This is a genomic window from Spirosoma validum, from assembly GCF_014699035.1.
Taxonomy (GTDB): Bacteria; Bacteroidota; Bacteroidia; order Cytophagales; family Spirosomataceae; genus Spirosoma; species Spirosoma validum.
Genome location: NZ_JACXAA010000002.1, coordinates 475,627 through 497,251 on the forward strand (window position 1 = coordinate 475,627; position 21,625 = coordinate 497,251).

The 21,625-nt window shown below is 43.8% G+C and carries 21 protein-coding genes; 14 read left to right on the top strand and 7 right to left on the bottom strand.

Annotation, left to right across the window (positions count from 1 at the left end; translation table 11 throughout):
• The first annotated feature begins 10 nt into the window (after nucleotides 1–10).
• Complete coding sequence (locus IC230_RS06810) at nucleotides 11–436, top strand: VanZ family protein (protein WP_191038222.1); 426 nt, start codon at nucleotides 11–13, stop codon at nucleotides 434–436.
• Nucleotides 437–450: 14 nt separating this feature from the next.
• The gene (locus tag IC230_RS06815; RefSeq protein WP_191038223.1) at nucleotides 451–2,679 is read left to right on the top strand and encodes a glycosyltransferase; all 2,229 of its coding nucleotides are present in this window, start codon (nucleotides 451–453) and stop codon (nucleotides 2,677–2,679) included.
• Nucleotides 2,680–2,702: 23 nt separating this feature from the next.
• Here the strand turns inward: IC230_RS06815 and IC230_RS06820 are convergent, their stop codons facing one another.
• Nucleotides 2,703–3,761, bottom strand: a complete 1,059-nt coding sequence (locus IC230_RS06820) for a UbiA family prenyltransferase (RefSeq protein ID WP_191038224.1) — start codon at nucleotides 3,759–3,761, stop codon at nucleotides 2,703–2,705.
• A gap of 221 nt (nucleotides 3,762–3,982) precedes the next feature.
• Between IC230_RS06820 and IC230_RS06825 the strand changes: the two genes are divergently transcribed.
• From IC230_RS06825 to IC230_RS06845, 5 genes are all read left to right on the top strand, one after another.
• Complete coding sequence (locus IC230_RS06825) at nucleotides 3,983–4,807, top strand: class I SAM-dependent methyltransferase (RefSeq protein ID WP_191038225.1); 825 nt, start codon at nucleotides 3,983–3,985, stop codon at nucleotides 4,805–4,807.
• 11 nt (nucleotides 4,808–4,818) lie between these two features.
• A complete protein-coding gene (gene wecB, locus IC230_RS06830; RefSeq protein WP_191038226.1) occupies nucleotides 4,819–5,964 on the top strand; it encodes a non-hydrolyzing UDP-N-acetylglucosamine 2-epimerase in 1,146 nt (381 codons plus the stop codon).
• 90 nt (nucleotides 5,965–6,054) lie between these two features.
• Nucleotides 6,055–6,558 (top strand): UpxY family transcription antiterminator, encoded by a 504-nt coding sequence (locus tag IC230_RS06835; protein WP_191038227.1) that lies wholly within the window; start codon nucleotides 6,055–6,057, stop codon nucleotides 6,556–6,558.
• A gap of 126 nt (nucleotides 6,559–6,684) precedes the next feature.
• Nucleotides 6,685–8,169 (top strand): capsule assembly Wzi family protein, encoded by a 1,485-nt coding sequence (locus tag IC230_RS06840; protein WP_191038228.1) that lies wholly within the window; start codon nucleotides 6,685–6,687, stop codon nucleotides 8,167–8,169.
• Between the two features lie 27 nt (nucleotides 8,170–8,196).
• Nucleotides 8,197–8,859 (top strand): hypothetical protein, encoded by a 663-nt coding sequence (locus IC230_RS06845; RefSeq protein WP_191038229.1) that lies wholly within the window; start codon nucleotides 8,197–8,199, stop codon nucleotides 8,857–8,859.
• A 342-nt stretch (nucleotides 8,860–9,201) separates the two neighbouring features.
• Here the strand turns inward: IC230_RS06845 and IC230_RS06850 are convergent, their stop codons facing one another.
• The gene (locus IC230_RS06850) at nucleotides 9,202–10,146 is read right to left on the bottom strand and encodes a FlxA-like family protein (protein WP_191038230.1); all 945 of its coding nucleotides are present in this window, start codon (nucleotides 10,144–10,146) and stop codon (nucleotides 9,202–9,204) included.
• Nucleotides 10,147–10,718: 572 nt separating this feature from the next.
• Between IC230_RS06850 and IC230_RS06855 the strand changes: the two genes are divergently transcribed.
• On the top strand, nucleotides 10,719–11,012 hold the full coding sequence (locus tag IC230_RS06855; RefSeq protein WP_191038231.1) for a hypothetical protein: 294 nt from the start codon (nucleotides 10,719–10,721) through the stop codon (nucleotides 11,010–11,012).
• 59 nt (nucleotides 11,013–11,071) lie between these two features.
• On the opposite strand, the gene IC230_RS06860 is transcribed toward IC230_RS06855, so the two are convergent.
• From IC230_RS06860 to IC230_RS06875, 4 genes are all read right to left on the bottom strand, one after another.
• Entirely contained in the window at nucleotides 11,072–11,965 is an 894-nt protein-coding gene (locus IC230_RS06860; RefSeq protein WP_191038232.1) for a hypothetical protein, read from the bottom strand.
• Between the two features lie 59 nt (nucleotides 11,966–12,024).
• Nucleotides 12,025–12,450: a hypothetical protein gene (locus IC230_RS06865; protein WP_191038233.1), complete on the bottom strand. Its 426-nt coding sequence runs from the start codon at nucleotides 12,448–12,450 to the stop codon at nucleotides 12,025–12,027.
• Complete coding sequence (locus IC230_RS06870) at nucleotides 12,447–12,857, bottom strand: hypothetical protein (protein WP_191038234.1); 411 nt, start codon at nucleotides 12,855–12,857, stop codon at nucleotides 12,447–12,449. The genes IC230_RS06865 and IC230_RS06870 overlap by 4 nt, the downstream gene beginning before the upstream one ends.
• Nucleotides 12,858–13,008: 151 nt before the next feature.
• Entirely contained in the window at nucleotides 13,009–13,614 is a 606-nt protein-coding gene (locus tag IC230_RS06875) for a hypothetical protein (protein ID WP_191038235.1), read from the bottom strand.
• Nucleotides 13,615–14,350: 736 nt separating this feature from the next.
• On the opposite strand from IC230_RS06875, the gene IC230_RS06880 reads away from it, so the two are divergent.
• A complete protein-coding gene (locus IC230_RS06880; RefSeq protein WP_191038236.1) occupies nucleotides 14,351–15,331 on the top strand; it encodes a hypothetical protein in 981 nt (326 codons plus the stop codon).
• A gap of 520 nt (nucleotides 15,332–15,851) precedes the next feature.
• Here IC230_RS06880 and IC230_RS06885 read toward each other — a convergent pair.
• A complete protein-coding gene (locus IC230_RS06885) occupies nucleotides 15,852–16,886 on the bottom strand; it encodes a DUF4062 domain-containing protein (protein WP_191038237.1) in 1,035 nt (344 codons plus the stop codon).
• Nucleotides 16,887–17,167: 281 nt separating this feature from the next.
• On the opposite strand from IC230_RS06885, the gene IC230_RS06890 reads away from it, so the two are divergent.
• The 5 genes from IC230_RS06890 (at nucleotide 17,168) to IC230_RS06910 (ending at nucleotide 21,600) form a co-directional block, all read left to right on the top strand.
• On the top strand, nucleotides 17,168–18,448 hold the full coding sequence (locus IC230_RS06890; protein ID WP_191038238.1) for a site-specific integrase: 1,281 nt from the start codon (nucleotides 17,168–17,170) through the stop codon (nucleotides 18,446–18,448).
• 4 nt (nucleotides 18,449–18,452) lie between these two features.
• Entirely contained in the window at nucleotides 18,453–19,430 is a 978-nt protein-coding gene (locus IC230_RS06895) for a hypothetical protein (protein ID WP_191038239.1), read from the top strand.
• Between the two features lie 97 nt (nucleotides 19,431–19,527).
• Nucleotides 19,528–19,890 (top strand): hypothetical protein, encoded by a 363-nt coding sequence (locus tag IC230_RS06900; RefSeq protein WP_191038240.1) that lies wholly within the window; start codon nucleotides 19,528–19,530, stop codon nucleotides 19,888–19,890.
• Nucleotides 19,887–20,366, top strand: coding sequence for a hypothetical protein (locus IC230_RS06905; RefSeq protein WP_191038241.1), 480 nt, complete (start codon nucleotides 19,887–19,889; stop codon nucleotides 20,364–20,366). Before IC230_RS06900 ends, IC230_RS06905 begins: the two co-directional genes overlap by 4 nt.
• Nucleotides 20,359–21,600 carry an AAA family ATPase gene (locus IC230_RS06910; RefSeq protein WP_191038242.1) on the top strand — a complete coding sequence of 414 codons (1,242 nt, stop codon included), beginning with the start codon at nucleotides 20,359–20,361 and terminating at the stop codon, nucleotides 21,598–21,600. Before IC230_RS06905 ends, IC230_RS06910 begins: the two co-directional genes overlap by 8 nt.
• The last annotated feature ends 25 nt before the right edge of the window (nucleotides 21,601–21,625 follow it).

A 21,625-nucleotide genomic window follows, 5' to 3' on the forward strand; every position in this document is an offset into this window, starting at 1 on the left:
CCAATACGTTATGAATCAATGGTTTTCTAAAGCGCACCTCAGAATCCTGGCGGCAGTCTATACTGTCATGATTCTGTTGCTGGTAACACTCCCGATCAACGGTGAGGATCAGGTATTGGGAAAGCTTAATGATAACTACGTTCTACAAGTTCGGTATGATTATATTTCCCATACGCTACTGTTCATTCCCTGGACGGTGCTGATGTGGTGGGGATACTCATTGCGGCTTAAGACCAACAAAGAGCAGCGGATATGGTTCGCTGCGGTTCTGGGTTTTGCCATTGCCTGTGAATACATCCAGTTGCCCTTAACGTACCGAACCTTCAACGTAAATGATCTTTTGGCCAACCTGTTGGGCGTATTGCTTGGCTTTCTATTGGCCAGGGGCTTGAGTAAGAGCAACGTGGAACAACAGCCTAAAAGGCTCAACGACTAGTTCAGACTGGTTTTATGCTACCTCGTCAACATAACTTTATTGCGCTGAATAAAACCTTTTTATCCAGCAACATTCCTACTGTTTTGAATCCATTTACGGCCAGTCAAACCGATACGACCACGCTACGCTTTCGCTTCATGATCATAAGCTCCTGCCCGGAGGACTGGGGGGGGAGTGAAGAATTATGGGGGACGAGTGCTCAAGCATTAGCCAGAACTGGACATCGGGTGTTTGTTTTCAAGACGAAGGTCAATCCGGAGCATCCACGTATCATCGATTTACGACAGGCTGGTTGTATCGTCACGGATCTCTATCACTTGTCTCCTTTGCCAGATGGCTGGTCGACCGAAACAGACTGGACGCTACAAACACTGGACCATAACCTTCGGGCCATTCAGCCGCATCTTACGATTGTCGCGCAGGGAAGCAACTTCGATGGTATGCCCTATGCGGATCTGTGCCGCCGTTCCAACTATCCATACGTATTGATTGCCCAGAAAGCGGTTGACGATCTTTATCCAATGGATGCTGACCGGTCTCGTTTTCAGCAGGCTTACCAGACCGCCAAGTGTGCTTTTTTTGTCTCTCGCCACAACCTTGAGCTGACTCGGCTCCAGTTAGCGCTTCCCTTACCGAATGGCAAAGTCATCGTCAATCCGGTCAATGTTCCTTACGATCCACCGGGCGACAATCCATTTCCTAATACTACTGGAGTGCTACGTCTGGCCTGCATTGCTCGTTTATTTGTGCTGGAAAAAGGGCAGGATCTATTGTTGCAGGTACTGGCAAAGGCTAAATGGCGATCACGGGAGCTCTGCGTCACGTTTTTTGGCGAGGGACCGAATCGGATAGCCTTGGAGGAGATGGCTGGGTTCCTGGGCATAACCGACCGTGTTCATTTTGCGGGTCATGTTAGCGACCCGGCTGCGATATGGCAAACGCACCATGCCCTGATTTTACCCTCCCGTAGCGAAGGACTGCCCCTTGCCCTTGTGGAAGCGATGCTGTGCGGACGACCCGCTATTGCGGCCAGGGCGGGTGGGATTGATGAAGTCCTAGTCGATAACGTAACGGGTTTTCTGGCGGTTTCACCTTCCGATATGGCGTTGGACGAAGCGCTCGAACGGGCCTGGAATCGCCGAAACGAATGGCCAGCACTGGGGGCAGAAGCCTCGCGTTACATCCGAACCATTATACCGCCCAACGCGACTCAACAGTTTATCCGACAAGTACTTGACGTCGTTCATCAACTGCATCCGCCTGTCGAGTCCAGTGCGCCTAGCAACCAGCCACTCATATCGATCATTATTCCTACGTACAATCGGGGGCATCTCATCGAACGGGCCATCCGCAGTGTGCGCGCTCAGACGTACACCAACTGGCAGCTCATTGTTGTCGACGACGGATCGACCGACGATACCCGCCAGCAACTCGCCAGTGCTACCGACATCGAGTATCACTACCAGGATAATCAGGGACAGGGATCGGCCCGCAATGCTGGTTTGCGTCATAGTCGGGGTGAGTACATTGCCTCGCTCGACTCGGACGATGAATGGTACCCAAACTTTTTGTCGGAGAGTGTGGCCATGCTCCAGAAACACGAGTTAGACTTTGTGTTTTCCAACTATACCAACAGTCTGGGTAATGATGCCTGTATTTACTTCCTGCTTCAACCCAATGGACGACAGCGCTATTGCACCCAACCCGACGAAAATTGGTGGCTGCTTACGCCAGCTCAGGCTCGCCATCTAATGATTGAATCCTGTCCGGCGATCTCGTCGTCGATGGTGATGCGCCGAAGCACTATGCCGCCCGCCTGGAACGAAACCATGATCATTGCGGATGACTGGTGTCTGCTGCTAGACATGGTGGTGAACCGGCCCTGTCGCGTTGCTTTCACGCTCACCCAGAACTGGTACAAACACATTCACGACAGCAACATCTATGACCAGCGGGATGCAGGACAGGTAGCTCAGGAGTTAGGTTTTCACGACGAAACACTATTACTGAAGCGGTTTCAGCACCTGTTAAGTCCGGCAGAACGGGGCATTTTCCGGAAACGTATTGGGTTCCATCACCTGAAATATGCCTCCATCAGTCGACGGCAGGGTGCGTCATTCAGCCATGTGATGAAACACCTGGTCATCGGCCTCAGTTTATCGCCTGCCCCGATGAGTCGGCGAATTCTGAGAAAGATAGTGTATCGGCTGCGCCCTTTCCTGAAAAAACAACTGGCTAACTAATCTGGGCATGTTGCCGGGTATAGTCAGTTAAACTGCCTGGAAACCCTGTGCAGCGCGGTGATCAGAAGCCGGCTTGCTTCCCGGACGGTGCCAATGGCGTGCCAACCGAAAAGTAGACAATGAAGCACCAGAACATACGTATCGCCGGGATACCGCAGGCACTGGGTTAGCAGCAAGGCAAGTGGAAAAAATGTGCTATAATATTCATCGAAAAGGATACGCTGGTTGGGGTCCAGAATGACGGGGTGAATTTGCCAGAAGCGCGCCCGCAGCCTTTCCAGTCCCAGATAAAACAGCAAAAAGAGGATCGGAATCCTCTGATCCAGCATAAGCAACATGCCACCCAGAGCAAGCACCTCAATCGGGAACGCAACCCAGATGCCCAGCCGATGGGCCCGGCGCTCTCCCCAACGGACCACGAGAGTCTGGACTCCCGCCTGTTTGTCAGCAGCAGCATCTCCCAACTGATGCTTAAGAATGTTACGAATACCACAGGCAAGCGACCAACTCCCTACGGCTATCCACCAAAACAACGGTATTGACTGCCCCGACCAGTATCCGATCAGTGAGACAACAAACAGATTCGGGAACAAATGAGCGCCCAGCGCATCGGCCAATACGCCTGCCAATCCACGTATTTTGAGCCGAACCGGTGGCAACGAATACAGCGAATAAGCAGCGCAACTTCCCAAATACAGCAGGCTGCCCAGCGGGCTTAACTGCCAGAAATAAGCCGCCAGACACAAGCCACCCACCAGAAAAAGGCTCAATATTGTTCCAAAGAATAGCGTCGATTTAGTAGCCAGCCGGTTTGTTTTTCCCGCCAACTGGTCATCAGCCCGGTCGGTCCAGTCGTTGAGAATACTAACATAAATGGCCCCGATAGTCAGTGCCAGCGTCAGGAGCAATAAGTAGGGAGCCAACGGCCAAAGTGGCTGGTTGAACAACCCCACTGTTGCGTAGCCAGTGGCCAGCACAGAAGCAACCTTGTAACCCCACCATTCACCCGCGCGTGCGATTTTAGTCGCTAACTGGCCGGTACGTAGTACGGATTTAACGTTACGAAATATAGGAAAATCCATACGTGGCAAATAATTGTGCGCAACAGGTTTATTCAAAAGTAACTTATTTTTTATAATATCGTGGCTACGAGATCGGCTAGTTTACTTACCCGCCGTTTCAGCTTTTTTTATTAACCAGATAAATGCGTTTACATACGACGACAGTACGACTACTCAATCGAGTTGGACCCTATGTACTCGGAAGGCGCGGGTACCGATTTGTTAAAAACCAAGTCAAGTCGATGGTCGCAAGAGTACGGTTGTCCCAGATGAACAAGGCCATTCGCAAACCGATTGCTGCGCCCAATACCACTGAAGTTGAGGACTATTACGATAGAGAAACGGATGCGTATCTCAGCACGTACGGGGTAATAATCCAGGCCGATCGCCCTTCTTTAGATACCGACCTCATTAACTATTTTTCGAAGAGTATGGCTGTCCGCGATGGTATGCATTTACTCGATGCTGGTTGTGGTGTGTGTGGGCCTGCGGTGGGTCTGGCAAAAAACAATAGTATCACGATTGAGGCCATTACGATTAGCGAGGTTCAGGTCGTCAAATCCAGGCAATACGTAACCGAAAATGGGCTTGACACGTGTATAAACGTAACGAAAGCGGACTATGCCAATCTATCGAAACTGTATGCGCCCAATACCTTCGATCTGGTTTATTTTATGGAAACGCTGGGCTACGCCAATGATCTTCGTACGGTCCTTGCGGGGGTGGCCCGTGTGCTGAAACAGGGGGGATCTGTCTACGTAAAAGACTTCTTCCTGGTGCCAATTTTGAACATCGAGCAACGAAAAGTACAGCGTGATTATACGGAGGCTATTCGAAATGAATATTTATACCGGATTCTGGACCTGAATTATCTTGTGGCTACGCTAAAAGAAGTTGGCTTATTTATAGAATACATACGGCACTTTGACATAACCGAAGATTTTACGATAGCCGCTGGTTTTGAGGTAATAAGAAGCAATCATACTGTTTACACGAAAACATTGCATGCGCCTTTTCAAATTTTCGAGGTAGTGGAATTGAAATTTAAAAAAGTATATCCTTCCTAACGGCTGATTTCGTGCTAAAGCTGCTCACCATCATCGGTGCCCGACCGCAAATTATTAAATCAGGAGCCATCAGCCGCGCCATCCAAAACAAGTATTCCCATCTGGTCAACGAGGTAATCGTGCACACCGGCCAGCACTACGACCCGCAAATGTCGGCCGTGTTTTTTGAGGAATTAGGTCTGCCAGAGCCTGACTATAATTTACAGGTGGGTTCCGGTAAACATGGTGTGCAAACGGCCAAAATGATCGTTGGTATCGAAGAGGTTATTGACGTGGAGAAGCCGGATTACCTGCTTATTTACGGCGATACCAACTCGACACTCGCGGGGGCGCTGGCAGCCGCCAAGCTACACGTACCGATTGTGCATATTGAAGCCGGATTACGTTCCTTCAACAAACAGATGCCGGAAGAAATAAACCGGATTCTGAGTGATCACGTATCAACCTATTTATTCCCACCCACAGAAACGGGTTACGAAAATCTCCTTAATGAAGGCTTTCATCCTGATACGTTACCGCCTTACACAGCCGATAATCCGGGGATATTCAGGGTTGGCGATGTTATGTACGATAACAGCCTGTACTTTTCTAACGTAGCAGCTGAACGATCCACCATTCTGGAACGGGAACAACTCGAACCGGGTGCCTACGTACTGGCAACCCTGCATCGAAATACCAATACAGATGATGCCGCCCGGCTGAATGCTATCTTTTCGGCCCTGCAAAGCCTGGCCACTACGTATGCTGCTAAACTGGTTATGCCGCTGCATCCCCGCACTCGGAAGCAAATGGCTGCCCTGCTGGAGCCCGCCCTTTATCAGGCGATTTCATCAACTCCGGCTATCATCTTACTGCCGCCGGTTTCCTTCCTGGATATGATTCGTCTGGAGCAACACGCAAGCCTAATCATAACGGATTCGGGCGGTGTTCAGAAAGAAGCCTATTTCTTCAAAAAAAACTGCCTGATTCTACGGGCTGAAACCGAATGGGTCGAAATCGTTGCCGCGGGAGCCGCCCGACTCTGCGACGCTAATACAGAGCGAATTCTGGAAGGCTTTCTTGCTTACAGCCAGACTCGGGAAGGTACATTTCCTCTTTTGTATGGACATGGGCAAGCAGCACAATCGATTATTGATATTCTCACTCGAGCAGTTTGATTGCAATCTACACGGTCATTAGTTTATAATTTGTATATTTGGTAACTCTGATGTTCCTTATGAGTCGAAAAAATACAAATTGATAGTACTATGCCTTGGTTTGTTATTTACACGAAGTCAAATACGGAAAAACGCGTTGCGGACGATCTACGGAAGCGAAATATTACGGTTTACTGTCCCCTCATCCGGGAGAAGCGAAAATGGTCGGACCGAGTGAAAATAGTGGAAAATCCCTTATTCAGGTCGTACTGTTTTGTGCATGTATCTGACAATGAGCGCAACCAGGTATTTGGCGTAGCGGGTGTGGTTGGGTATCTCCACTGGTTAAAAAAACCGGCCATCGTTCGGGATGAAGAAATCGAGATAATCAAGAAGTTGCTCAACGATGTTGACCATGCTGCCATTCAACTTCAGCAGTACAGCGTTTCGGATAAGGTACGTATCAATTCAGGCGTGTTCATGGAGCAGGAGGGACACGTTGTAGCGCATCAGGGTAAAAAACTGGTGCTACGTCTGGAGTCGCTGGGAGTCAGTATATCCGTCGATACCGGCCGAACACTTGTCGACAAAGTGGGAAAAGCGCTACTGGAGTAAGACCCATTACGTTCACGTCAAACGTATTACAGAATTTCCTACTGTGTTACGTATATTGGCCAATTCAGAGTAGTGAGGCTATTCATCTGTTTGTAAACCTGCTTATTTCTTAATCGCTTCGGCTTGATGGGCATTCGTTACTTGTTTATCGTGTTTTCCGTTAGCCTTACAGTTGTCTGTCTGGACGGGCAAGCCCAGAGCACCGGCAAAAAAACAACGTACACCGTTGAAGCAGGTACTTTTTTAGCTACGGCGGGTACTAATCCGTTCTGGGTACGCTCCAATCAATACGGTGAGGTTCCGTTGGCATCATCGGTTTTTACTGTCCGGGCTCAACTACAGCGGGATTATGCTCCGCGATCCGACAAAAAATTCTCGTACGGGTACGGCGCTCGGGCAGTATTCAACGCCGGGTCAACGAACCAGTTTTTACTCTCGGAGGCTTACGGTAAAATTCGCTATGGCGCTCTTGAGCTTTACGCCGGTCGACGGCGCGAAGTGATGGGGCTGGTCGATTCGGTGCTGAGTTCCGGTTCGTATATATGGTCGGGGAATGCTCTGCCCATGCCGAAACTGCAAATTTCCATCCCGGACTATACGCCGATCCTGAAAAACGGGTTGCTTGCCATCAAGGGTAACTATGCCCACGGCTGGTTCGGTACAGGTGACTCGGTTGCCAATTATTATTTACATCAGAAAAGCTTCTACGTTCGGCTCGGCAAACCCGACTGGCGAATTAAAATCCATGCTGGTTTCAACCATCAGGTGCAGTGGGGCGGAACCGTATTGTATCCCCGATTCGACAGTGGTGTACGGATCACGCAGTTTGGCAGCGACTGGCAATCGTACATGTTTGTCGTTACGGGCAAGTCACTCTACGATGATAAATCCCTGTATGTGCAGGATACACTGACCATCACCAACAATGCTGCGTCGGCTGAGGGCGGGAACCGGGTAGGGAATCATTTAGGTACGCTCGATCTCGGGTTTGACTACGAAGACGAACACAATCGGTGGTTTTTCTACCGACAATCCATTTACGAAGCGGGAGCCTTATTTTACCTGAATAACATTGCTGATGGTCTGACCGGTCTATCGCTGAATCGTAAACACGTAACGCAGGGTATTCAGCGGATTGTGCTGGAATACCTGCATACGTCGAGCCAGGGCGGTCCACTGGCATCCGGTCGGGCAGGCACGACGCCCCAATTGCGAGGTTATGAAGATTATTTCAATAATGGCCGCTACATTGATGGTTGGGTGTACCGGCACCAGACCATTGGTACTCCGTTTATTATGCCGCTTGACTACACAACCGGGTTGCCGCAGGATCTGGCCAAAAACCCGCATTACATTGTCAATAATCGGGTGAATGCCCTGACACTAGGTGTGAAAAGCCATTACGGACAGTTTGATTTACTAACCCGATTGTCGGTGAGTAATAATCTGGGCAATTACACTACGTCGCTTGATTACACCCAGTTTTCTGCTCAACAACAAGTTACGGTTACCGTCAGCGCGTATCAACTGACGGCCAATGTTGGATACGATGGAGCTGGGATTTTTAAACAGAATATGGGTATTAGCCTGCTCGCCAGTCGGAGTTTCTAATTTTTCTCATTCAGACCCGTATTATTTATGCTATTTACGCGCACACTATCCATGGGTTTGCTTGTATCAGCCATTATTCAGACGGCGACTGTGGGACAAGTTGGGCCAACGCCTATATTGGCAGAAACAGCCGTGTCAGCACTTAAGCAAGCGCCATCGGAAAGGCTGACTCGTTCAAGCAGGGATTTGACTGTGGCTGAGGAGTCAGATTCCTTGTTAGCCCAAAGGAAATTTTTCTCAACCACCGTTCGGCAGCAGGGTAATCGGTTAAATCGTCGTTCCATTATCGAGGTGATGGAAGACATTCCTCAGGCTCAGACACTCTATCGCCGAAGTCAGTTGTTAAAGCCAATAGGACCCTTGTTGATTGCTTCGGGCTTGGTTATTGGATATATGGCTGTAAAAGGCACGCCCAAGACTACGTTCGCTAAGGGCATTGGTACGTCAGCTAATCCCAGCCCACCCGATGTGCTGGTCGACTACACCAGTCGAAGTCTACCTACGTTAATGGGTGGCATAGGGCTACTGGTTGGTGGTTTGTGCCTGATCGAAATTTCTAACGGTATGACAGCCAAAGCAATCAATTTATACAATGCTCAGGTGGTTCCCCATCGGTCGATCTCAAGACTACAAACGATCGAACTGGGTATTACGGATGGTGGAAACGTTGGGCTTGAGGCAAAATTTTAAGCTTAATGATGTTCGTTGGGAAAGAACAACTCAGTTACTATTTAGGTCTTACGCACACTGGATACGTATCGGTGTCAGTCGTTACCAGAATAAACGTACAGACGCCTATGTAAAAGGTCGAGCCCGCTACTGCGAATCTCACTTCTTATAAGCAGTAACTAAATCATGAACTGTTGATGGACTGGCATCGTTATCTTTTGTTTGTACAGAAATCCAGCTAACTCAACAGGTTAACATTTGTATTGATGTATTTTCCTGAAGCAGAATAAACAATAGACCAGGTGTCAGGCTTTAGAGTTCGTCTCTACTTATTGTCGGCAAACTTACCCACACAGGTCAGGCTTACAGATATTCTTCTGTGTTCGTTTTTGTGTTAATTACCGGTAGACCTTCGATGATGGCTTCTCGATCGACGCCATCCAGAAAAGACATTATTCCTGCTTGGTTTCGGCCTTCTCGAAATCGAGAATACACATAGCCCTCTTCAATCGACAAAGCGGTTAAACCATTTAATTTCTCTTCTTTCACAAAATACGCATTATTACCTGCCTGATTACAGCCCACAAAGGCATAGCCTTTATCAAGCGCTAAGTCATATAAAGCGGGGAGCGAAGCGCCAAAGTACAAGTACGAATAATGAGCTTGCTCGCGCGCAAAATCAGGTTGATAAGGTATACTAATCGATCTCTTAGATCCGAACAGACTATTATATTCGATCACCACAATGTCGGCTTCGACCACTGTAATGGCTTTCCACACCCAATAATCATTGCCGTCGATATCAATACTGAGCAAACCGATCTGACCAACAATTCCATTACTAGCCAGCAGTTGGTTGATGTTTTCGGCGGTAACAAAACTCGTAATGGCGTTTAGGCTATAGCGCCAAAAAAATGACCTTGTCTTGATGTGATCAATAAAATTTGGTGAACCATCGATAATCAGCCCCTTCCAATTATTGTTCATCAATAAAAAGCGAGTGTTTGCTTCTTCATAATCTTCAACGCCAAATTCAACAAACGTATCCACCCGTGGTTTGACGTAGCTAATTAAGTACTGAATAATGCCGTCATCCCCAAACTGGGAAAATAGTTTAAATTCCGCTTCCTTCAGAGAGGTAGCCTGTTTCGCTAGTTTGGCCAGCACAGCTCCCATCACTAGTTTAGTGGCTGCGTTGTCTTCTTTCGTTTGGTTAAGTTGGACTTGCACTTCCCGGATTTGTGTCTGCACTTCCTGGATTTGCGCCTGCAGCGGTTCAATGAGAAATTGTCTTATCTTTTTTTTCATACGACACGAACGTTAGGTCTATCTATAGATAGGTACGGCACACGTTCTCACTTGGCCATACGCCCCTCTTATAGAAGAGTGTAATACACCGCCAAAATACCGCCAAGAGGTAACTTAATTGAATAAATGGCGAAATTTAGTGGGGAGGAACTCCTGTTGCACTTGAATAACTTACTGAACAACTGGGGATACTCCTGTCTTAGCCCTCTATTAGCTAGACAGATTTTCTGAAAAAGTTGTGTCATACATTACCTCTTCTCCCACTTTTGCTGAGGTGCTACAAACCTAACAGAACCATGAAGCCGGTAATGCGGGGCCGCCTGTGCGGTTGTGATGGAAAAAAGAACGCTTTGGCATTTCTTTCGCGGCTTCGGCTGGCCAATTTATAATAGCTGGAAAATTCTGGACCTGCTACCTTTAACTGTACAGTGAACCATGGAAATCCGTGCGGTACAACCAACAACGCAGGTATTCAACATTAGGTTATCATTATAGTGCGCAACTCCAACAGGCTGCTTAAAGATGTGTTCCGGGTACCATGTCCAGTGTTTTGATGCAAGACCAGTTTGTCAATGCCGATTACTACCGACGAATCACAGGAGACAATTCGTCCGGTTTATGTAGTTCAATCGCTTCGTAAATCCGTCCAGCAAACTGAAACGGCGGTCAACTCGGTGACTAATCCCGAACCTACAGAAGATCAGTTAGAAGGCTTGACTGGTGAGAAACGTAATGCACATTTTGCCGAATCGGATGAGAATAATCAGTCAAAGGCCGTTCAAAAGGTCAGAGCAACGTCGTTTCACGCGTGGCAGTGCCAGCACCCAGCATTTCGTTCGATGGGACTAGCTTCATTAACCAAATAATAAGCGAATATTTTATTACTCCAATTTATATTTTACCTTTTTCTAACTGATTTATCTAGTTAACGATTTTCTTTAATTAATCGCCTATTTACTCCCCATAAATCTCCCTTGTACCCAGCTTCATCAGATAGTTGTTCTAGTTTTAGAATTGACATTCCAAGTTCACGCTTATTATTGAATGGCTTTTTATTCCATTTAGTCAGTAAGCCGTTTCCATCGTGGCCCTTACCGTGCAAAAACTGACAAAATTTGACTACTCCTAGCATATTCGGACGGAAATCAATAGAGAACAAATCAGCCGCTTCAATCGAGTATACGCCAGTTATATCCTTTAGTATAAAGGACGAATCAGTATGAGTTATAACATCTTGCTCTGCATTGTACGGTTTATTTACATGGTCATTTTGGAGGATAGGTGCGTTCTTGTCATTATTAATTGCTAGCCCTATAGTAAATGCACCAGCAATCGAGGCAGTAAATACTGTAGCAAGTAGAGGAACTAACACTTCATCCGTAAAACCTCCTAAGAAATTATTCCGAGCAGACTTATATACACCATTATACTTTATATAATTAATACACTCATCAATTAAAGCCATTGATCTATCATTTATTCTAGGTTGAGTTTGGTTTTTAATTAAACCTATCCAAGAATGCCGTAAGTGATTATTTCTTCCAACATATTTTTCCGTAATATCTAAAGAATTATTGAGCCAATATTCTAATTCTTTCTTATTAGTGTAATTAGCTTTATGCCTTTTATATATGTGTATTACCTCATATTTTTTCGATAATCGCCATGATACTAAAAAACAAAATATGCTTGCAAATAGAAACCAAATTGGGCTAGTTATAATCAAATGATTCGCTTTAATCTCCGTATAGAAGAAATATATGGCAAACAAAGCCGAAGCTATTCCAATTAGATAAAGGATAGGACGCAAGAAATACATAAGATATTGCTTTAATAATTTGCTAATAATTTAATAAAATTCTTTAAAAGATCATTTCATCAATCATATATGCTATAAATATACTTATATACACTATCTAGTTTGATAGCTAATCCATTTAAAAATAAATGACTTATTGATGCTACAACTATTATTTTTATAATAGAAAAAGTGTATTGAGGAATCTGCGCTTTATAGTTATATGCAGAAAGAGTAAATTCGAAAAATTCTGATAGACGGAACGTCAAAAAAGAAAGACTAGACTGATTAATTCTGTGAAGTTTATTGGGCTCTTTATTATCAGATTTATTTATTTTTTTTATAAAGTAATCAAGTAATGGGTAAAGTATAATCCAAGAAAATATTTTATTAATAGTACGATTATTTTTTATTTTCCATACAGATTCTTCAATCTCTAATACAGAATAAGAGATAATACTTGTAAAAGCAATTGCTAATATTATATATATAAATAAATTAATCATTTCCAGAATACTTGAAATACTGTATAGAAACAAAGACTAATCAATCCTAAAAATAGTGAAACCCCTTTTAATTGCTTTTTTGTGTGCATTGACAAGCTACGTTTTTTCTCTATTAAATTAGCTAATTTAAAGTTCCAAGCCATCATTACAAAGTTTAGTATAACAATAAAAGTTAATATAAAGGATTTATAAGGTAATAATGTAGGCTCTATATTCTTCCAATAATCTTCTCCTTTCATAGCGCTAATTATTAAATCCCATAGTGTTCCATATGTGAGCAAATTTAACTCAGGTCCAATTGCGCCACTAGGGATTTTACTATAAATCTTTACAAATACAATAAGTATAACTGTTACCAAGATCGTTAAAAAGGATACAATTAAAGATACTATTTGCTCTTGGTCCATAAACATAAAACTTTTGATTCTATTTAGGTATACTTATTGTTAGCAATTTACGATAAGAGATCTTGTTACTACTGGTTAGTAATAATAAAAAATTTCTACTTGAGTCTTATTACCCAAATCATATTAAAATAACTCTTGCCAAGTTAGGATGTCACGAAGAAGCATCCTTATTTATAGTTAATAACTCTAATAAAATCTTTAACTTTAATATCATTTCGTTGAGGTACTTGCGGCTAGCCATATTCCCACGCATGAATGCCCAGAAACGTGCTATTTGACGGTTATCCATGCTTGCTCGAACATTTGCGCCATTGATGTATTTACGACGCAGTAACGATCGGAAATCAGCTTGAATAACTTCACTATAGTTTTGGTCTTCTGGGGTCAAACTAGCAAGATATAGTAGCGTACCTAATGAGCGTTGTAATTGTTCTAGCAACGGTTTAAGGTAAATAATTTCAGCCGAGTTGAGATGCTTAACATGAAAACGTAGATCATTGGGATGTCGTCTAGCCGTCATTAAGGCGTTTATTCGATCTCCGCTACCAGTCAGTCTGGAAATAGAACGGGCTTTCAACCAACCTGATTCGACCAGTCGGATTAGTCTATCCTCAACTGCGAGTCCCGCTTTGTCTAATGGCTGATAAAGTGCCCTGTAATCGGGTATACTATTCTGACGCTTCCAACGGGAGAGTGCAGGCTTACCGACTCGCCACACTTTAGCAATTCTACGGGCGTTATCTTCTCCATATATCATCGTGAGAGCTGGTTTAGCTGTTTCCCTCTACTTTTCCTACTTTTCAACTTTTTATTGCCTTACACGCGTGCGCACGAAAAAAGTAGTTATCTACTGATTATCAGAAGTTTATGAAAATCATTAAAAAATGACTATTTTGAATTGTAGTAATGTATATTAACAAATATACAAGTATCTGATTATTAGTACAATAATAATCAGATTGTATTGCATAGATAGAAGTATACACTATCAGTAACAAACACTTACAATCACTTAAAAAAGATATAAATTACCCTGTTAGAACGAGGTTAACCCCCTATTTTCGTAAAAGCCGTACACAATGGGGTAACTATCCCCCATCCAAATCTGCTCAGCAGGAGATATATATCGTCTTTATGGTGGACAAAACGTCTTTGCTTTAATTATAATCTGGTATTAGCTGGTTTTCAAATCTATTTAGGAAAGTGTTTTATAAATTTAAAATTGGCTTTTTGCTAACACTTATTTATGCACAAGTAAGTTTGTAAGGGCAATGCGCTAATGATTTACTATTTATCAGGATACTGAGTAGAGAATTTTTACGAACTTGTTTACGAGCCTACAATGCTTTTTAGTAGTAAAAACTTTGTGGCTTGCTTTGTGAAACAAATATCATATGTGTTATGAAAGACAATCTTGTGTTAACCAATGTATTTGTAACAATAATATTAGATTAAAAAAAAAACACTATTGATGTTTTAATTATAGCATTCTTATGACCCACAGATTTAACAGAAATTTACGGAGACAATCAATCTCAATCATTAATATCGCTAAAGCTTGGCCTTGGGGAGTAATAGTTGCTAATTTCTTAACATTTGTTACATTGTGGTATAGTATTTACCAGAATAATGAAAACGAAAAAGAAAGCTCTACAGAGAAGCGACGGATAAATATTCGTGACAGTATTCAAATGACAATTATGATAAATGAATACAGAGAGCAAATCGCGGAAAATAAGTGGATAAGAGTGGAGGATTCATTAAAGAGGATAAATGATGTAGAAAATTTAACGCTATATCAATCTCAAATAAACACGCTTAATAATAGCTTAGTCGCTCAAAATAAAGCATTAAATTTACAAAATAATAGCTTAAGCATACAAAGGTTATCTAATAAATCAGATTTATCTTTCTCCGTTTTTGTGCCAGAATCAATTGTGCCAGGAGAAGCACCATTAGAGTTTTTCATAATAACACCAATTTTTACAATTTCTAATCTAGGCAAAGCTCCAGCAAAAGACATTGAAATAAACTATTTTCTCGCTTCGATGGACCTTAACACTAATTATATAAGTTCGTGTTCCAAGGTGAAAGAGACAAAATTTTATGGACTTGTTATTGCACCAAATGAGAATAAACAGCTAAGAACAACTTCACAATTTGGATTTCAAACTATTCGTGATTCTGATAGCTTAAGGTTTATAAGTTCTCAAAATATATATTTAATTGCAAAACTCAACTTTAAAGATAAATTTGAGAACAAAACGGAAGAGAGATATCTAATATATGAAATCTATCCTCACATTAGCGAAACACCACCTCATAAAGTAACTTATATTATGACAGCCATTGCACAAAAAGAATTACTGCTGTTGAAGAAGTGTATTGCTGAAAGTAATTTTAATTTTAATACACTTAAAATCTTTATTCAAACACAAACTTCATCAAGCGGAAATACAATCAACGTTTATTAATAATTGAGTGTAATTATATAACAAATTAAACTAATTTGTTTTTCTTCATGAACTCTTATTTGGATTTAGAGTTTTAGTATTTAACATATTATCTAAAGGGGCTAGTTCTAACTTTAAAGAGTCAATTTCCCGTTTATGATCAAGAGAACCCTACTAACTGTCCTATGAATTTTAGTACGACATAAAAGTATTAACAACGCATCTAAACAATTAGGACATTACCTATATTACACAATCTGTCTGCTATAGTTATCTTCTTATTTCCTTTGGTAACCACCCTATTTTCGATATATATTTTCCAAGTGGAGTTAAAGCAACATACGTATTTTGCTTGTGGGTTGAAAGAAGATTTGGCTCACCAGCCTCAATAGAAATTACTTTTTGGCTTGATCTTTAAACGTCTAACATTAACAATATCTAAATAATCTGACCAATTAGATTCAGATCTCGCCGACGTGGCGAGCCAATTCGTAATCGGTATGAATTGCTATGTTATTACCGAAATACTAGTTAAGATCAATTATGTTTGAGACTCTACATTAAACAACCGATAATATTTATTAAATGCCTCTTCGGCTTGAACTACATCACGCTCTAATCTAAGTCGTAAATAAAATTGTCCCCCAGAAGAAGTAAACTGATAAATTGTCTTTTGTATGCCTCTCTCTTTTTTCAGTATACCAAGCGTATGGAGAGTGCTCGGAATTGCAAATGAGTATGGAGAGGAAGTATTATCAGGTACTTCGCTTTTATCTATATAATGTTTACCCCAAATTACAAGTACATGTAAGAGAGAGGGTCGCTCATCTCCGAATACTTTTGATATCTCTCCATAACTAAATTGTGCATTAGAGTCAAACATATCCATTATATTGACTTCGCGATTTAATAATGAATACATTTGGTCAAATGTTAAGCCATTATAAAGAGTATTATTTTCAGGTTTAGTAAGTGCCGATAATTGTAATCGTAAATCAGTATTTTCCTTATTTAATTTTGATAACTGTTCTAAAACTTCCACCGTATTTATAGCTTCACGTCCAGAAATCCATCCTACTAAATTTTCATCGTCTTCTAGTATATGAATAGTGTTTATTATAGCTAATTTGAGAGAATCAATACTAGTCCAATTTTTAACATACTTACCTGTAATGGCATTTCTAAACTGTAGGTATTTATCTCGGTTCTGTAGCTCCATCACAGCAGATGGGTCCTTTTCTTTTGCCTTCTGGGTTATATAACTATCTTCTGCGACAATTACAAACACCGGTTTTCCCGATTCCTTTGCATAATCAAATTCTAAGTGTGTATAACTTTTCTGACTGGCTACTTCGATACTACCGTAGCGTCCACCAAATAATAGTAAATAAATATCAGACTCGTCAATCCATCTTTTGATAATATTCATTTGCTCCTCGTTCTGCCCCGCAAATAATTCCATTCCCGCCGGTATATGGCCCGCTGTTAAGATAGCTTCTACTGCCGCTTGACGCTCTTCTATCAAATCAATATAAGTTGAGGAAACGAATACCTGTAACTTTCTTCTTTGTGCCATATTAACCGTAAATAACGTTTGTGTTAGGAAACGTGTTAGGAGAAAGTAAAAAAGCACTTACCATTTCTGATAAGTGCTTTTTTAACAGTGGCGGTCCGGACGGGGCTCGAACCCGCGACCCCCTGCGTGACAGGCGGGAAGCTTTTTATAATGGATAAAATTTAATGTTATTTATTATGCTGTAAATCAGGTACATTGGCTAATACATACTATCGGTTAGTGTTGGATAATAACGGTTGTTGATGTACTTTTATGTACACCAAAATGTACACCGCCCTACAATGGCATCTAGCCCACTGCCTACTGATCGACTGCCCCAGGTCAAAATCATGCTGTATACCAGCAAAGTGCTGGCAGATGGCTCCCATCCTCTAAGACTTCGAATAACCAAAGACGGCGGGCGTAAATATATATCCATTGGGGAGAGCTGCCCGCTCCAGTGGTGGGATACCGATAAAGAAAGCCCTCGTCGAAGCCATCCCGAACAGAAGCGTTTATTAGCTCTAATTAAGAAGTGGGAAAGTACGTATGCTGATGCCGCTAAAAGCTTGCATGAGATCGGACACCCATTCACGATTGACATGCTGATTGACGCCGTAACGGAAACCAGTAAGAAGCCACGAAAGGAGCGGGGAGGGGTTATGGTGTTAGCTCACTTCAATGATATTATTGAGCAGCTTCAGCAAGCAAAGCAGGTTGGCAATGCCAATATATACAATGACACACGCCGGGCGCTGTCAAGATTTCTTCGCGACAAAGATTGCCCGCTGGCTACAATCAACGTAACGTTTTTAAACCGGTTTGAGACCTACCTGCGATCAGAAGGATGTAAGGATACAACCTTAAGCGTTTACTTCCGTACGCTTCGAGCGGCTATCAACCGAGCCATCAGTGAAAAGCTCTTACCGATTGACCTGTATCCCTTCAGCCGGCATACCGCGCAACGGGATAAATTTAGCCTGGCTAAGTTCGATCTATCAACCCGAAAGCGAGCCATTACCAAAGACGACATTCGTAGCATTGAAGCTGTTGAGATCGATACGTCACGGTTGCTTTTGGCTAAGCATCTGTTCCTTTTTTCTTACTACGGCGGGGGGATAAACTACGTCGACATGGCGCAACTCAAATGGCAGAATGTGCAGGGTGGGCGCCTGCAGTACGTCCGCCAGAAAACAGGCGGCTTATTCAATCTCAAGCTATCCGAGCCCGTAAAAGCCATTCTGGATTACTACCGGCCGTTCACATTCACTGACCCTGACTCGTATGTGTTCGGTATTCTCAATCCGGAAAAGCATCAAACGCCCGTACAGATTACCAATCGACTCCACAAAATTAAAGGTCAGGTCAATCAGGATCTTAAACTGATCGGCAAGCAGGCTGGTATTGAAACACCCCTAACGACCTACGTAGCTCGTCACAGTTTCGCTACGGCTCTGAAACGGTCAGGCGTTTCAACGGCCGTAATATCTGAATCGATGGGGCACAAGACTGAAAGCATTACCCAGACCTACCTGGCTTCGTTTGAGAATGAGTTGATTGATGAGGCTTTTGATAATTTGTAAGACAATGACTGAAAGTAAAGTAATATCAATTGACAGGTTGGTAGCCGTTTTACAAAAACATGGTCATGATCGCTCCCATAAGCAGAGTTATGGTATATATTCCTATCATATACTTTCTGCTGAGCACTCGGAGGAACGTAAAGTCTTGGAAAATAACAGATGCTCCTCAAGGGAAATTATTGAAGATAGGATTGAATCAATGACCGATACCGTAGCCTTAGATTTTCTTAGTATTGCTTATCAAAACATACGCTCTGTTTTCAAAGCAAACCCATACTGGTTAGAAACACGTGATGAGCCATCCTCAGAATTTTATCGTGAATTAATTGCTGATTGTTCAGAGCGTTATGGAATAAGAATAGAAGAAGATTTATTGATAGGTATTGATCAAACCGATTTTCTTAGCCTTCCTGCGGTGAACACGAAGGAATTGATAACAAGAGCTTCTGCCTATTACTGGGTTGATTTGCTTGAATGGATTAAAGGAAAGAAAGAAAATATAATTCAAAAAGAATACTCAAATCAAGGTCAATCTATCAATGTGCCCAGTTCTACCAGACACGATGTATCCATACATAGTGTTGCCCCAGTTCCTTCGGTGGACTTTCTTTATAAGGCAAGATTAAATATAGACGCATTAGGCCCTGCTCAGGGTGAGACGTTTATTGATCTGTTTTTTAATGCATCGGATATAGATACGTGTGTTGAAGCCCTACGACTAATTCGTCCAGAGCGACCCGTAATCAATGCCACTGGCCGTTGGGTAGGAGGGGAGAGTGATGGAAGTAAGGGTATTCTTGTTGGCTGGATTGACCGACTTGAGTACTGCAATAAAATTCGAAAGATGCAGGATAGAAAGAAGCTGATTAGTTTACTGGAAGAGTATTTTCCTGGACTTAAAATGGGCGCTTCGGCACGAATTTTTGCGAATACAGCCAAGGACTCTATTCGATTAGGCTTTGCCGCTCTACTGCCAAAATAATGCGGATTGTGCGGATAGTGCATTTGGTCGCTATTCGCACAATCCGCACAATCCCTTCCTTCACTTTTGCCCCATGCTCCACTAAACAACTCAGGACATGGAAGGCCAGGTCATTTTAACAACCCCCAAAGAACTCAAGTTACTGCTGGTCGAAGCCGTCAGTATTGCTCTAAAGTATCACCAACCTGCGGCCGTTACATCACCCGCAAACACTGGCAGTAAAGTCGACTTTTCCGGCTTACGTCGGGAATACTATCCCGGCATTCCGGAATCGACCGTTCGACAGGACACCGCTCATCTCAGCCGAACAAAGGTGGGTAAGCGCATCCTGTTTGATCGCACCGAAATCGAAGAACACCTTCACGCTAAGCGCCGAACATCGACATCTGAAACGGATCTTCAGGCCGACGACCAGTTTACCCGTCAACACCAGCGCACGGGGGGGCGTAAGGCTGCATGAACAGGCACCCCATCCCCATCAACTCCTCTCCACTTCAGCGCCTAGCCGATCTGGAAATGGCCGAAAAACGGCGAACTCATCCGAATGTTCCCGAGCACGGCCGGGTAAAATCGAAGTTTGTTGTCAAAGACAGCAACAGTCTCACTCACGCCATTAAGCGCTGCCTGGAGTTGCACGGTTGTTACGTAACCCGGGTGCAAAGTCAGGGCCAGTGGAATCAATCGCTTGGGCGTTTTACCCAATCGACCACTAAACGAGGTACGGCCGATCTACACGCGATCATCGACGGCCGGCACGTTAGCATTGAAGTCAAATGGGGCAAGGACCGGTTGAGCGCCGATCAGAAGAAAACCGCGGCTCAGGTTCAGCAGGCCGGTGGTTTGTACCTAGTGGTTAAAGACTACGATACGTTCTGGAACTGGTTTGCCCAGTACGCGCCGGATCTGGTTCAGAAAAAGGAGGTAAAGCATGATTGAGTTGCACCCATCACCCCCTACCTCCCTCAATGGACATGGCCAGCACAAAGATACGGCGGGCGAAGAGTCCGGGCAAGTTGATCTACCAGGCTTACAGCAGCACATGGCTGCCATGGCCGATCGGGTGGGTCAGTTACCTGATCCCAGCCCGGCTGGAAAATTAGGCGACACCGCCTTTTACAGCTTTTATCGCTCGCTGCTGACTGAGGCCCAGGTCCGACTAACCGATCAGATCGATGAGCCGACCGTATGTATTCAGATTCTGGATGGCGAGCAGTCCGCTACGTACGGCACGCTGGGTAATTTCTCGCTGCTGATTGGTAAAGCCAAAAGTCGGAAAACCTATCTGCTCAGCGCTCTGGTTGCCAGCTGGCTTAAAGGCGGGACAGTAATGGACAAGCTACAGGGTCTGCTGTCGGATCAAAAACGTATGGTGCTGTATTTCGATACCGAGCAGCATAAGGGTCACGTCAAACGGGTATTGAAGCGAATTGCTCAACTGGCTGGTCAGCAGGAGCTACCCATGATCCAGGTGTTTCATTTGAAAAAGCACGCTCCTAATCACCGGCTGAATGCCATGCGGGTCGCTATTGAAGATACGCACAATCTAGGGTTGATTATCATCGATGGTATACGCGATACAGTATTTGACATCAACGACGCCAAAGAAGCCACCGACCGGGCCACCGACCTATTGCTATGGACCGAAGAAAAAGATGCGCACCTGATTACGGTCATTCACGAGAACAAAGGCAATAGCAACGCCCGGGGTCATCTAGGGTCAGAACTGGTCAACAAAGCTGAGACGGTGATATCGGTAAGTCGTGACCCGGGTGATAAAAACGTATCGATCGTAACGGCTGAGTATTGCCGGGATAAAGAGTTTGAACCCTTCGGCTTTTCCATCGGGGAAGATGGTTTACCCTTTCTGGTCGGGGAGGTGTCGACTGATGCCCCACCTACCCGCCCTCGTAAACCCACCGTGGATAGTTTGAACCCAGATCAAATTAGCGCCATCGTCAAGCGAGTCTTCGAATCCGAGGACTCACTTAAGTATAGTCAGCTACTTAACGCCATTGTGGAGGCTTCCGAATTTATTGGTGTTCCACTGGCTCGGTCAAGAGTAGAAACATTTATTCCCAGAGTCGTGAAATCGGGCTATTTAAGGAAAGGCAAAGAACCGAACCAGCGCTACGAAACATACCGACTCAACGCCGAAAAGAATTCTATTTGAATCACCTTAAAAACAACCACCTTAA